The sequence below is a fragment of the Actinacidiphila glaucinigra genome (assembly GCF_900188405.1).
Lineage (GTDB): Bacteria > Actinomycetota > Actinomycetes > Streptomycetales > Streptomycetaceae > Actinacidiphila > Actinacidiphila glaucinigra.
This window is the reverse complement of sequence record NZ_FZOF01000020.1, coordinates 62,574-75,948: the sequence shown is the minus strand read 5'-3', so window position 1 is coordinate 75,948 and position 13,375 is coordinate 62,574. Positions and strand designations below refer to the sequence as shown.

The window sequence follows — 13,375 nt, the reverse complement described above, 5'->3', positions numbered from 1 at the left end:
CGGGTCAGTTGTTCGCCAGGAACTGGCGGGCGAGGGCGTCGCCTACGGAGACCGCCTTGGCGTGGCTCTCGATCGGCGAGACGGAGGAGTTCTTGAAGAGGATGTACGTCACGCCGGTCTCCGCTCCGCCGGTCTCGGGGTCGGGGTCGATGCCGAGGGCCTGAGCGGTGGCGTAGGAGGCCTCGCCGATGATCGCGGTGGGTCCGGTGTCGCCGACGACGGCGTACTCGACCCGGCCGCCGTACACGACGGCGACGACGCCGCCGCCCTTGATGCCGGCGCCGCGGTAGTCCCAGGTGCCGCTGGGGCTGGGGACGACGACGTAGGGGAGCGTCTCGGAGTTGAGCGGGCGGCCGTCCGACTGGTGGAAGGCCGTGTCGTCCTGGAACCAGGGGTCGGTGTCCCAGTTGCACTGGGCGGTGACCTGGCCGTCGCAGTCGATGTCCATGTCGGCCTTCCAGAACACGGCGCCGTTGGCACCGCAGACCGGGACGGTGGCGGTGGTCTCCTCGTCGGTGCGGTACCTGCCGTTGGAGATCTGGCTGCAGCCGCCCACCTTGGCCAGTAACTGGGCGGCGGTGACGGAGCCCTCCTGCGGGCTGCGGGGGGAGGTTCCGGCGGTGCCGGCCGCGCCGGCGGCCGGGGTGAGGAGGGCGGCCAGCAGGGTGGCTGCGGCACCGGCGGTGGCGAGTGCGAGGCGCTTGCGCACGAGGGATTCCTTCCGTTAGGAAACTTTCCTAACTCGCATCCTGGCAGCTTGTCGGAGTCATGCCAAGAGGACCAAGGTCCCGCCGGCAAAGGACCCGAGGATGACCGAAAGACCGAGGGCACGCCGCCGCGCGCCCCCTACGGTGGGGGGCTGATCCGCATGCCCGGCATGCGGCAGCCGGCCCCTGGAGGTACCACCGTGGCACTGACGACCCGCGCGACCCGAGCGCTCGGAGCAGTCGCGGCGGTGACGCTCGCGGGGGCCGCGCTCGCCGCCTGCGGCACGGAGCACATGATGAGCAGCGCCGGCGCCGCCGCCCCGGCGCCCTCCGCCCCTGCGACCGTGCCTGCCACGCCGTCCGCGCCCTCGTCCGCGCCCGCCGCGACGCCCTCCACGGGACACGCCACCCCGCCGGGCACCCCGGGCCCGGCCCGCACCCCGGCGGCGGGCACCGGGCACCACGGCAACGCACACCACGGCCCCACCGCCCCGGGGACCGGCCGTCCGCAGGCCCCCGCACACGGCTCGGACGCGCCCCGCGGCACCGCGGCCCACGGCACCGCCGTCCAGGCCCCCGACCGCGGCACGGCCGTGACCGCGCGCTCGATCCAGCACGGCGTGGAGGCCCCGGGCAGGTCGGTGGCGCTCACCTTCGACGACGGCCCGGACCCGGTGTGGACCCCCAAGGTCCTCGAGGTGCTCGCCCGGCACCACGCCAAGGCCACCTTCTGCGAGATAGGCCCCAACGCCCGGGCCCACCCCGACCTGGTCCGGCGGATCGCCGCCGCGGGCCACCGGCTGTGCGACCACTCCGTCCACCACGACGAGGCGCAGAGCGGCAAGTCGCAGGAGTACAACCGCCACGAGATCCTCGACGCCCGCGACGAGATATCCCGCGCCTCCGCCGACGCGCCGCTGTGGTACTACCGCGCCCCGGGCGGCGACTTCTCCCCCGCGATCCGCGCCATCGCCGCCGACCACGGGCTGCGCCCGCTGGGCTGGACGGTCGACTCCGACGACTGGCGCCGCCCCGGCGCGGACGCCATCCTCGCGACCGTGAACCGCGAGCTGAAGCCCGGCGCCATCGTGCTGATGCACGACGGCGGCGGCGACCGGAGCCAGACCGTGCAGGCGCTGGAGACCCTGCTCGACCGGCTCGACGCGGCCGGCTACACGTACACCTTCCCCCAGCGCTAGGCCGTGTCGCGGCGCCCGCGCGCGCCGTCGACGCCGGGACCGTGGTTGACCTGCGCGGGGGGCCGGCCGAGACCGTGGGGGAAGCAGGCCCGGGCCGGCGTTCTTGTCACGATCCGTGACGTTTCCCTGCACACGGGCTGCGCCGGGGCTCCGGAGGCGGTGTAATGACGACGTGGTCAGCGACGGCGCGAAAGGACGCAGAGTTCGGGCGCTGTCCGCCGAGCTCGCGCTCAAATCGCTCCGATCCGACCTTGGCCAGTCCGCCCGCCTGCGATCCGTCATCGAACAGGCTCTGGTCTTCACCGGTGCGACCCACGTCGCGGTGTACGCGCCCTCGGAGACCGGCGGGCAGTTGTGCCTGGTCGCGTCGGCCGGGGTGCCGCGCGTCCTGCACGGGCTGCGCCAGAGCTACGCGACGGACGGCGGTTCCCCCATGGCCGTCGCCGTGCGCCAGGACCGCGTGGTGAGCGCGGGGCCCGCGGAGGTCGCCCGGCTGGTGGGGAACGGGGCGTCGGAGACGCCGGAGGTCTCGCTGACCGCCCTGCCGCTGCGGGCGGACCACGTGTGCGTCGGCTGTCTCGTGGCGGTCACCGACCGGCCCGGCGGCTTCGACGCCGAGGACCGGCAGAGCCTCGAACTGTTCGCCACCGCGATCGGCCATCCCGGCCCCACGCCCGGTGACGCGTGCGCCGACACCGATCCGGTGGCCGGGGCGGAGTCGCGGGCCACCGGATTCACCCTCGACATGGACACCGGCTGGATCAACGTCGGCGACGACGTGCTCGCCCTGTTCGGCCTGGAACCCGCCGGCTTCGACGGCCGGGTGGAGACCCTGCTCGCGCTGACCGTCCCCGAGGACCTGCCCGCGCTGATGTCGGTGGTGGAGGCCGGGCACATGGCCACCGGCGACCGCGAGCTGGAGTTCCGCATCCGCCGGCCCTCCGGGGAGCTGCGCTGGCTGCGGCTGCGCGGGCGGGTGCTGTTCGCCCCGGACGGCCGTCCCGTACGGCTGCTGGGCACGGTCGGCGACGCCTCGCGGATGCGGGCCGGGGTCAACGACGTGGGCCGGGTGCAGCAGCTCGCCGCCGACCTGGCCAACGCCTCGACCGTGCGCGACGTCAGCACGGTGGTGGTGACCTCGCTGCGCCGCCCGCTGAACGCCGACCGGATCGCGCTCGCCGAACTGGAGAACGACCGGCTGGTGGTCACCGTCCTCGACCCGGCGGACCCCTCGGCGTGGCCGGAGGTGTGGCGCACCGAATGGCGTTCGGAATGGCCGGACGCGCCGACCCGGGCCATGCCCACACTCGCGACCGCGCTCCGCGAGGGCCGGGTCGGCTTCTGGCCGGCCGGGGCGCCGCTGGAGTCCACGCTGGCCGGGGTCGGCCCCGGCGGCCTCGCGGTGCTGCCGCTGCCCGCGGCCGGCGGGGTCGTCGGATGCTGCATCATCGGCTGGGACGAGCCCCACGAGTTCGGCGCGGACGAGCGGGCCGTGCTGACCGCCGCGGCCGGCCTGGTCGGCCAGGCGCTGGTGCGCGTGAGGGCCTTCGACGCCGAGCACGAACTGGTGGGCACCCTCCAGCGCACCCTTCTGCCGCGCCGGCTCCCGGTGCTGCCGGGCGGCGTCGCGGTCGCCCGGTACCTGCCGACGACCGGCGGGCTGGAGGTCGGCGGCGACTGGTACGACGTCATACCCCTGCACGACCACCACGTCGCCCTGGTCATCGGCGACGTCCAGGGCCACAATGCCGGGGCGGCCACGCTCATGGGCCAGATGCGCACCGCGATCCGCGCGTACGCCGTGGAGGGCCACTCCCCCGACGTCGTCGTCTCGCATGCCAACCGCCTGCTCGTGGGTATGGAGACCGACCTCTTCGCGACCTGCTGCTACGTCAGCATCGACATGGAGGAGGGCAGCGCCTGGTGCGTGCGCGCCGGTCACCTGCCCCCGGTGCTGCGGCTGCCCGACGGCGGCACGCGGACCGTGGAGGGCGACGGCGGGCCCCCGCTGGGCGTCGTCGACGACGCGGACTTCCCGCTGATCCCGCTGCGGCTGCAGATCGGCTCGGTCCTCGCGCTCACCACGGACGGCCTGGTGGAGTCCGCCGAACTCCCCCTGGACGAGGGCATGCAGAGGATGTCGCGCGAGCTGTCCGAGGCCGATCCCTCCCACCTGGGCCGCATGGCCGACGCCCTGCTCAGCGCCGCCACCCGCAGTGACGACGTGGCGCTGCTGCTCATGCGCTACGACGGCATGGCCGTCAAGCCCGTGCGCGAGAGCTGGACGGTGTGGCGGCTCCCCGACGCCGCCTCGCACGCCCGCCGCTTCACCGCCCGCACCCTGCGCGCGTGGGGGCTCGGCGAGGCGGCCGACACGGTGCTGCTGGTCGTCTCTGAGCTGGTGACCAACGCCCTGGTGCACACCGAGGGCCAGGTCCGGCTGGATCTCACGCTCACCGGCGACCGGCTGCGGATCGCCGTCGGCGACGGCTCGCCGCGGACACCGGTCAAACCGGCGATCATCAACTGGCACGACACCGGCGGCCGAGGCATCCTCCTCGTCGAGGCCATGTCCGCCGCCTGGGGCACGATGCCGCTCAGCGGCGGCAAGCAGGTGTGGTGCGAGGTGCCGGTGCACCCCCCGCACACCGATCCCTCCGGCTGAGGCCGTCGCCCGCCCGGACGCCACGGGGGCTTCGGCGCGCGGGCGGCGGTTCGGCCCGGCCGAGGGCGGGACGGCGTTCAGCTCCTGTGCGAGCGGCCGCTGTTGCCGGCCACAGGGGCCGATCCCGGGCCCGACAAAGCGACCGGGCGGCCCCCGATCCGGCTGCGGCATCCCGCAGTCGGCCGCCGCCCACCCGCGCACAAGGCCGGGCCCGCCGCGCGGTGTTCCCCCGTCAATCCGCCTGTGCCCCGGGGCCCTCACCCGCCCCACGAAACCGCCGTCGGCAAGGGGCGGTTGCCGCCCCACCGGCCGCCGGACCAGGGCCGGGGCGGGCCCCCGCGGGGCGGTGCCTCAACCGTGACCTGCAGCACCTCTTCCCGACATGCCGACCAGTCGGTATCGTGCGGCCACCCCGGGGCACCGACGCCCGGGGCGTACCGGCCGAACCTTGCCCCGTCCCTCCACCGCGCCCGAACACCCTGGCCACGCAAGCCGCTTGGAGACCGCGCGATGACGTACTACGGCGACACCTGGCACCACTGGCAACCACCGCCACCGGCGGCACCACCACCGCGACCACCGGTGCGGCCCACCGAGCTCCGACGGCTGCGCTCGGCCTACCGGCTGCTGCGGCGGGTCTCGGCGCTCACCGCGCTCGGCTACTTCGTGCTCTTCCTCCTGCTCTCCGTCCTCGCCCGGGACACGATGGGCACGCGGGTCGCCGGGGAACTCACGCTGGGCACCCTGATGGGGCTGTCGCAGCTCGCCGTCACCTTCGCGGCGGTCCGCTGGTACGAGCGCAGCGCGCGGCGGTCGGTGGACCCGCTGGCGCGGCGCGTACGGCAGCAGACGGAGTCGGCCGGCGGAGCCGCCCGGTGAACCAGTTCGCGGCCGGATACGACTCGGGGACGCAGACCGCCGTCCTCCTCTTCTTCACGTTCCTGGTGACCTGCACCCTGCTGCTGAGCGTCTTCGCCGGGCCGGAACGGGACGACCTCGCGGAGTTCTACACCGGGTACCGCACCCTCACCCCGTTCAAGAACGGCCTGGCCATCGCGGGCGACTACATCTCCGCCGCGACCGTCCTCAGCACCACCGGCATCATCGCGCTCTTCGGCTACGACGGCTTCGTGCTGGCGACCAGCACCGGCATGTCGCTGGTGGTGCTGATGTTCCTGCTGGCCGAACCCCTGCGCAACGCCGGGCGGTTCACCATGGGCGACGTCCTCGCCCGCACGATGCGCGGCCGGTCGGTGCGGATCGCCGCGAGCGTGGTCACGCTGGCCGCCTGCCTGCCGTTCCTCATCGTGCAGCTGTCGGGGGCGGGTTCGCTGCTCACCGCCATCCTGGGCATCCACCTCGACGGCGCGCGCACCGTCTCCATCGCCATGATCGGCACCCTCATGGTGGCCTACGCGGCGATGGGCGGCATGCGGGGCACGGCGCTCATCCAGATCATCAAGATCGTGATGCTGCTGGGCAGCAGCGCCGTGGTCGCCGCGCTCGTCTTGAGCCGCTTCGGCTGGAGCGCGGACGCCCTGCTGCGCGCCGCGCAGGCGGGCAGCGGGGCCGGCGAGGCGTACCTGCGGCAGGGCCTGGAGCTGGGGCGGACCACCGAGGGGAAGCTGGACTTCATCGGGCTGCAGCTCACGGTCGTCCTCGGAGTTGCGTGTCTGCCGCATGTGACGATGCGTCTGTACTCGGCGCCCGACGCCCCCGCCGTGCGCCGCTCGATGTCCTGGGCGGTCGGCGCGGTCACCACGTTCTGCCTGCTGGGCACGGTCATGGGCGCGGGCGCGGCCGCCATGGTCGGCGCACGGCTGATCACCGGGGCCGACCCCGAGGGCCGCACCTCGGTGCTGATGCTGGCCCGGGCGTTCGGGGCGGCGGCGCCGTCGATCGGCGAGACGCTGCTGTACGCCGCGGTCTGCGGGACGGTGTTCGTGACGCTTCTGTCGTCGGTGTCGGGGCTGACCCTGGCCGCCGCGTCGTCGCTGGCGCACGACCTGTTCGGGCACGCGATGCGCGACGGGCGCGCCGCGGCGCGCACCGAGCTGGCGGTGGCCCGGTGGGCGGCCGTGGGCGTCGGCGCGACGGCGGTGGCCCTGGCCGCGCTGGTCCAGGACTGGAACGTCGCCGTCATGACGACGACCGCGCTGGCGATCGGTGCCTCGGCGGTGGCGCCGGCCCTCACCTACTCGTTGTTCTGGCGGGGCTTCGGCCGCACGGGCCTGCTGGCCGCGCTGTACGGCGGCACGGGGTGCGTCCTGCTGCTGACGGTGTTCTCGACGGCGGTGTCCGGCGGCCCCACGGCGCTCTTCCCGGACCGCGACTTCCACTGGTTCCCGCTGCAGACCGCCGGGTTGGTGTCCATCCCCTTCGGCTTCCTCGCCGGCTGGCTCGGCAGCCGCTACGACCGGCGGCGCCGGGACGGGACGGCCGCCGAGAGCAGGCGGCGCTACGAGGCGGGCGAGGCGCGCCTGCTCGCGGGCGCCGGCTAGCCGAACTCCTCGCCACCGGGGGCTTGTCAGCACTTCGGGCAGGGGTCACCCTCAGTCGGAACCGAATCCGATTCTGATTCGGTCGGGCTGGGGGGAGTCCTCCCGAACGGCAGGCCACCGCGCGCGAGAGGCCCGGCGCAGCGACCCGAACGACCCCGCGCCGAGCCGGCGGACGACCGGGCGACCGGACCGTCCGCGCAATCCGACCCCCGACCCCCGATCCCCGACCCCTCGCCCCTCTCGTCCCGTACCACCCCCGCCGAACTCCCAAGGAAGGGTGACTGGTGGAAAGCCTCCTGCGCATCGACGGACTCGAGGTCTCCTTCGGAGGCCTGTCCGCCCTCGATGCGGTGTCCCTGTCGGTCCGGCCGGGCGAAGTGCTCGGCGTCATCGGCCCCAACGGGGCCGGTAAGACGACCCTGTTCAACGCCGTGTGCGGCTTTGTGCGCCCCGCTGCCGGGACGCTGCACTGGCAGGACCGGGCACTGCCCTGGCCCCGCCCGCACCAGCTGGCCCGGCTCGGCATCGCCAGGACCCTGCAGGGCCTGGGGCTGTTCCCCCGGCTCACCGTGCTGGAGAACGTCATGGTCGGGGCGACCCGGCACGCGCGGGCGGGCTTCGCCTCCGCGCTGCTGGGCCTGCCCCGTTCGGACCGCGACGAGCGGCTGCTGCGCCACCGTTCGCTGGCCGTCCTGCGGGAGCTCGGCGCGGAGGACGCCGCCGGCCGGCTCCCCGGCGAGCTCCCCTACGGGGTGCAGAAGCAGGTCGCGCTGGCCCGGGCGCTGGTCGGCGAGCCGCGGCTGCTGCTGCTCGACGAGCCGGCCTCGGGGCTGTCCGAGGACGGCATGCGCGAACTGGGCGAGGTCATCTCCGGGCTGCGCGAAAGGATGTCGGTGATCCTCGTCGAGCACCACATGGACCTGGTCATGCGGGTCTGCGACCGGGTCCTGGTCCTCGACTTCGGCAAGGTCATCGCCTACGGCACCCCGGACGAGGTACGCGACGACCCGCTGGTGACCGAGGCGTACCTCGGCGACGAGGTCACCGAGGGGACACCGGCGCCGGCCGACACCGCGGCACCGGCGGCGCCCGGGTCACGAGAGGAGTCCTCCCGTGCTTGAGGTCCGTGAACTCGCCGTCTCCTACGGCATGGTGCGGGCCCTGGACGAGGTGTCCCTCACCGTGGACCAGGGCAGCATCACCGCCGTGCTGGGCGCCAACGGCGCCGGCAAGACGACGCTCCTTCGCACCGTCAACGGGCTCGTGCGGCCCCGCTCCGGCAGCGTCCTGCTCGACGGCACCGACATCACCCGGCTGCCCGTCGAGGAGGTCGTACGGCTGGGCCTGGCCCATGTGCCGGAGGGCCGCGGGGTCATCACCGAGCTGACCGTCCAGGACAACCTCCGGCTGGGCGTCCTGTGGCGGAACCGGCGCGAGCGCAGGGCGCTGCAGTCCACCGGGCTGGACGAGGTGTACGCCCTGTTCCCCGCGCTGGCCGAGCGGCGCGCACGGCTCGCGGAGACGCTCTCCGGCGGCGAACGGCAGATGCTGGCCATCGGCAGGGCGCTGATGACCCGGCCGCGGCTGCTGCTGCTCGACGAGCCGTCGCTGGGGCTCGCTCCCCGGGTCACCGCGCAGATCCTCGCGGTCCTGCGGGAGTTGCGGGAGCGGCAGGGGCTCACCGTGCTCCTGGTGGAGCAGAACGCGCGCAGCGCCCTGTCCGTCGCGGACCACGGCGTCGTGCTGAACCTGGGGCGGGTGGTCGCGTCCGACGCGGCCGCGAGCCTCGCCACCGCGGACGACCTCCGCCACGCCTATCTGGGGTTCTGAATGTACTTCATCAATCTGACGCTGGGCGGGGTGAGCAGCGGCATCGTCTACGCCGCGGTCGCGCTGGCCCTGGTGCTCATCTGGCGGGCGACCCGGATCGTCAACTTCGCCCAGGGCGGCATGCTGATGATCACGACCTTCGTCGCGCTCGGCGTGATCGACGCGACGGGTTCGTACTGGCTCGGGCTGCTGGCCGCCCTCGTCTCGGGGTTCGTCCTGGGGGCGGTCGTGGAGCGGGTGCTGGTCCGCCCGATCGAGAACGGGCCGCCGATGAACGCGGTGATCGTCACCCTCGGTCTGCTGCTGTTCCTGCAGGCGGTGGCCGGGATGGTGTGGGGCGGTTCGCCGCGCTCCTTCCCGCCGCTGCTGGGCATCAAGGGCTTCACGGTGGGCGACGCCCGGTTGCTGCTGTCGCCCTCGGACCTGTTCGTCATCGGGGCCGTGCTGGTGGTGATGGCGCTGCTCGTGCTGCTCTTCCGGGTCACCCCGGTGGGGCTGCGGATGCGTGCGGCGGCCTTCTCCCCCGAGGTGGCCCGGATGTTCGGGGTGCGGGTCGGGCGGGTGCTCACGCTGGGCTGGGCGCTGGCGGGGGCGGTCGGGGCGCTCGCCGGGGTCCTGGTGGCGCCGGCGACCTTCGTCGGGCCCAACCAATTCGACGCGGTGCTGGTGTTCGGTTTCGCCGCCGCCGTCGTCGGGGGGCTGGACAGCCCGCCCGGTGCGGTGGTCGGCGGGCTCGTGGTCGGGCTCACCCTCTCCTACGTCTCGGGGTACCTGGGGTCCGAGGTCGCGCTGCTGGGCGCGCTGGCGGTGCTGATGACGGTGCTGATGATCAGGCCCAACGGCCTGTTCTCGCGTACCTCCGTGCGACGGGTGTGAGGGGCACATGACCGACACGACCGACACCTCGAAGGACCTGGGGTCCCCGCTCGGGGGCCCGGCGGCCGCCGGCCTGGCGGCCCGGCTGCGGGGTCCGATGGACCGCACCGCGGTACGGCACCTGGTGCCCGCGCTGCTCGGGCTGCTGGTGGTCTGCGGCGTCAGCGCGCTGCTGTCGCCGTTCCAGAACCTGGAGGTCGCCACCGTCGCCACGTACGTGTGCGCGGTCGCCGGGCTGACCGTCCTGACCGGGACCAACGGCCAGATCTCGCTGGGGCACGGCGCGCTGATGGCGGCGGGCGCCTACGGGACCGGCCTCTTCCTCACCGAACTGGGCTGGTCGCTGGCCGTCTCGCTGCTGGCGGGCACGGCGGTCGCGGCCGCCCTCGGCGCGCTGGTGGGCGCCGCCGCGGCGCGGCTGCAGGGCCCGTACCTCGCGGGCGCGACCCTCACCCTGGCCGTCGGGCTGCCGGCGCTCGCCAACTACCGGCACCTGACCGATCTGCTCGGCGGCGAGAACGGGCTCGTGGTGGACTCGCCCCCGCCGCCCGAGGCGCTGGGCCCGTACTTCCCGATGGAGCGCTGGCAGGCCTGGGTCTGCGTGCTGTGCGCGGTGGTGGTGCTGGTGCTCCTCGCCGACCTCGGGCGCAGCCGCGTCGGCCGGTCGTGGCGGGCGATCCGGGACGACGAGGTCTCCGCGGCGCTGGCCGGCATCCACGTGGCCCGGCTGCGGGTGCTCGCCTTCGTGGTCAGCGCGGCCTGCGCGGGCCTGGGCGGCGCACTCCTCGCGGTGGTCAGCTCGCTGGCCGCGCCCGGCGCGTTCCCGCTGGCGCTCTCGCTGTCCCTGCTGACCGCGGCCGTGCTCGGCGGCCTGGGCAGCCTGGCGGGCGCCGTGTACGGCTCGGTGCTCCTCGTCCTGCTGCCCAACTGGACGGGGGACGTGGCGGACGCCCTGCACCTGTCCCGGGGCTTCTACGCGAACCTGCCGCTGGCCCTGTACGGCCTCGCCCTCGTCCTGTCGATGCTCCTGTTCCCGCAAGGGATCCAAGGGGCCCTCATCCGTCTGGTCCGGCGGCTCCGCACCCGGGGTTCCGGTACCTGACCGTCCACATCCCGTTCCGTCAACCACCGGCACGTCACGTGAAATCCGTTCAAAACCCACCGAATCCGATTCGGTTCCAGGAGGGGTCATGAGAAGAAGTCACCGACACGGCCTGCGTCTGCGCGGCGGCGCCGCGCTGGCCGTGCTGGCCCTGGTGCTCACCGCCTGTTCGGGCGGCTCCGGCGGCGGTTCCGCCGCGCCGGGCGTCACCGAGGACAGCATCGTCATCGGCAGCCACCAGCCGCTCACCGGGCCCGCGGCACCCGGGTACAGCAACGTCTCGGCGGGCGCCAAGGCGTACTTCGACCACGTCAACGCCAACGGCGGGGTCAACGGCCGGAAGATCGACTTCCGGTACAAGGACGACGCCTACAACCCGACCCAGACGGTGAAGGTCACCAAGGAACTCGTCCTGGAGGACAAGATCTTCGCCATGGTGGGCGGCCTCGGCACGCCGACCCACACCAAGGTGGTCGACTTCCTCAACAGCCGCCGCGTGCCGGACCTGTTCGTGTCCTCCGGCTGCCGCTGCTGGGACCAGCCCGACAAGCACCCGCAGACCTTCGGCTGGCAGCCGGACTACCTCGTCGAGGGCAAGATCCTCGGCCAGTACATCAAGGAGAACTTCGCGGGCAAGAAGGTCGCCTACTTCTACCAGGGCGACGACTTCGGCAAGGACGGCGTCGAGGGCCTGGACCAGTACATCCCCAAGGAGTCGGTGGTCAGCCGGCAGAGCTACCAGCCCGGCGGCACCGACATCGCCCCGCAGGTCACGGCCATCGCCCAGTCCAAGGCGGACGTGGTGGTGCTGTTCACCATCCCGACGTACACCGCGCTGTTCAAGCTCACCTCGCTCAAGCTCCAGTACAACCCGCAGATGGTGGTGACCAACGTCGGTTCCGACCCGACCACCCTGGCGGGCCTGCTGCAGTCCTTCGCCAAGCAGGCGGGCGGCACGGCCGACCCGGCGGCGCTCATGGACGGCATCATCACCGACACCTACATGCCGCCCACCAACGACGCCTCCAACAGCTGGATCAAGCTCTTCCGCGGGATCCACGACAAATACATCCCGAAGCTGCCCTTCGACGGCAACGTCGAGTTCGGGATGTCCATGGCCTACACCTTCGTCCAGGCGCTGCAGGGCGCCGGGAAGAACCCCACGCGCGAGTCGCTGGTGAAGGCCGTGGAGAAGGGCGGATTCACCGGGCCCGGGCTGGTGCCGTTCCGGTTCAGCGGGGACTCCCACGCGGGCTACACCGGCGTCCAGATCGGCATCCTGAAGGGCAGCACCGAAGTCGCCCTGCAGGGCACGCCGCTGGTGACGGACGACGAGCAGGGCGCCATCACGCCGTACACCACGGCGCCGCCGGAGGCCCCGGCCAACGGCATCCCGGCGTCCTGAACGACCAGGGGTAGTGTGCTGCCCCTCCAGGCAGTGGGTTCACGGCGCGACGCGACCGTGACGGACGGAAGGTCCCGGGATGGGCGACACACGCGGTGACGAGCTGCTCATCGGCGATCCCGCGGACCTTCCCACGACCGGTGGGGCGTCCGGGCCGGCCCCGGCCCGGACGCCCGGCCGGGCGGCGACCACCCGGCAGGCGCTCCTCAAGGCGGCCCGCGAGGTCTTCGGGGAGTCGGGGTACGCGGCGGCCGGCATCGCCGAGGTGGTCCGCCGCGCGGACGCCAGCGTCGGCGGGCTCTACCACCACTTCGACGGCAAGGTGGACCTCTTCCTGGCCCTGTGGGAGGAGTTCCGCACCGCGCAGGCGCAGACCACGGCCCGGGCGGTGGCCCGGCTCCGGGAGACCGGCGAGAGCCGCCCGCGCGCCCTCTTCCTGACCGGCACCCGCGCGTACCTGGAGCACACCCGGGCCCGGCGGGAGATGGCCAGGCTCTTCTACACCGGGGACACCCCGCCGGGCTTCGACCTGCTCGGCCGGCAGAACCTCAGGACCTGGATCAGCCACAACGCGACGCTGCTCGGCATCACCCACGAACGGCCGGGCGACCGCGCCCTGCTGATCGCGCTCACGACGACGATCGCCGAGATCGGGCGGGAGCTCGTCGTCTGCGACGACGCCCGCGAGGCCGCGGACCTGACCGACACCGCTCTGGAACTCATCGGCAGGCTCTGCGACTTCGGGCTGTCCGGCACCGAGGGAGACGCCGCCGGCCGGGCCCGTCCGGCCACCGCCTGAGCCCGTCCCGCCATCGGCCCCCGGTGCCCGCGCACCGTGGATCACCCCTGCTCACGGGGCGGCAGGCCCGGCTCAAGCGCAGGGCTGAACATTACCTCCGGTAAATCTGCACACCGCACACGTGGGCGACATACGCCCGCACGTCCGCACGGGACACCCCGCACCGGTGCGCGCGGTTTGATCCGGAGTGCCCGGTTCCGCGACTCCGGCGCCCTCCCCGGGTGTGAAGGAATTGCCACCGCGAGGTGGGAAACAGCGCACACCGGTGAAGCCATGGATCCGAACCAAATT

Annotated in this window: 11 protein-coding genes; 10 read left to right on the top strand and 1 reads right to left on the bottom strand. The window is 73.5% G+C overall.

All coding sequences use genetic code 11. The features are described from left to right. Positions 1-4: 4 nt before the first annotated feature. Positions 5-709, bottom strand: a complete 705-nt coding sequence (locus CHF15_RS30060) for a glycoside hydrolase family 75 protein (protein WP_089227050.1) — start codon at positions 707-709, stop codon at positions 5-7. A 198-nt stretch (positions 710-907) separates the two neighbouring features. On the opposite strand from CHF15_RS30060, the gene CHF15_RS30055 reads away from it, so the two are divergent. The 10 genes from CHF15_RS30055 (at position 908) to CHF15_RS30010 (ending at position 13,084) form a co-directional block, all read left to right on the top strand. Further along, positions 908-1,906, top strand: a complete 999-nt coding sequence (locus tag CHF15_RS30055; RefSeq protein ID WP_089227049.1) for a polysaccharide deacetylase family protein — start codon at positions 908-910, stop codon at positions 1,904-1,906. A 172-nt stretch (positions 1,907-2,078) separates the two neighbouring features. After that, the gene (locus tag CHF15_RS30050) at positions 2,079-4,571 is read left to right on the top strand and encodes a SpoIIE family protein phosphatase (RefSeq protein ID WP_089227048.1); all 2,493 of its coding nucleotides are present in this window, start codon (positions 2,079-2,081) and stop codon (positions 4,569-4,571) included. Between the two features lie 510 nt (positions 4,572-5,081). Continuing rightward, on the top strand, positions 5,082-5,450 hold the full coding sequence (locus CHF15_RS30045) for a DUF485 domain-containing protein (protein WP_089227047.1): 369 nt from the start codon (positions 5,082-5,084) through the stop codon (positions 5,448-5,450). Continuing rightward, positions 5,447-7,072 (top strand): sodium/solute symporter, encoded by a 1,626-nt coding sequence (locus CHF15_RS30040; protein WP_089227046.1) that lies wholly within the window; start codon positions 5,447-5,449, stop codon positions 7,070-7,072. The genes CHF15_RS30045 and CHF15_RS30040 overlap by 4 nt, the downstream gene beginning before the upstream one ends. Positions 7,073-7,356: 284 nt before the next feature. Beyond that, positions 7,357-8,193, top strand: coding sequence for an ABC transporter ATP-binding protein (locus tag CHF15_RS30035; RefSeq protein ID WP_089227045.1), 837 nt, complete (start codon positions 7,357-7,359; stop codon positions 8,191-8,193). Continuing rightward, a complete protein-coding gene (locus CHF15_RS30030) occupies positions 8,186-8,902 on the top strand; it encodes an ABC transporter ATP-binding protein (protein WP_089227044.1) in 717 nt (238 codons plus the stop codon). Before CHF15_RS30035 ends, CHF15_RS30030 begins: the two co-directional genes overlap by 8 nt. Beyond that, the gene (locus tag CHF15_RS30025; protein WP_089227043.1) at positions 8,903-9,778 is read left to right on the top strand and encodes a branched-chain amino acid ABC transporter permease; all 876 of its coding nucleotides are present in this window, start codon (positions 8,903-8,905) and stop codon (positions 9,776-9,778) included. A 7-nt stretch (positions 9,779-9,785) separates the two neighbouring features. Next, positions 9,786-10,880 (top strand): branched-chain amino acid ABC transporter permease, encoded by a 1,095-nt coding sequence (locus CHF15_RS30020; RefSeq protein ID WP_179280027.1) that lies wholly within the window; start codon positions 9,786-9,788, stop codon positions 10,878-10,880. 88 nt (positions 10,881-10,968) lie between these two features. Further along, positions 10,969-12,285 (top strand): ABC transporter substrate-binding protein, encoded by a 1,317-nt coding sequence (locus CHF15_RS30015; protein WP_089227042.1) that lies wholly within the window; start codon positions 10,969-10,971, stop codon positions 12,283-12,285. Between the two features lie 79 nt (positions 12,286-12,364). Then, positions 12,365-13,084, top strand: a complete 720-nt coding sequence (locus CHF15_RS30010) for a TetR/AcrR family transcriptional regulator (RefSeq protein ID WP_089227041.1) — start codon at positions 12,365-12,367, stop codon at positions 13,082-13,084. Positions 13,085-13,375: the final 291 nt, after the last annotated feature.

What these genes read in the sequence shown, in the direction of transcription:
- CHF15_RS30045 (WP_089227047.1), top strand. Translation starts at nt 5,082, where the DNA reads ATGACGTACTACGGCGACACCTGGCACCACTGGCAACCACCGCCACCG.
- CHF15_RS30025 (WP_089227043.1), top strand. Translation starts at nt 8,903, where the DNA reads ATGTACTTCATCAATCTGACGCTGGGCGGGGTGAGCAGCGGCATCGTC.
- CHF15_RS30020 (WP_179280027.1), top strand. Translation starts at nt 9,786, where the DNA reads ATGACCGACACGACCGACACCTCGAAGGACCTGGGGTCCCCGCTCGGG.
- CHF15_RS30015 (WP_089227042.1), top strand. Translation starts at nt 10,969, where the DNA reads ATGAGAAGAAGTCACCGACACGGCCTGCGTCTGCGCGGCGGCGCCGCG.
- CHF15_RS30010 (WP_089227041.1), top strand. Translation starts at nt 12,365, where the DNA reads ATGGGCGACACACGCGGTGACGAGCTGCTCATCGGCGATCCCGCGGAC.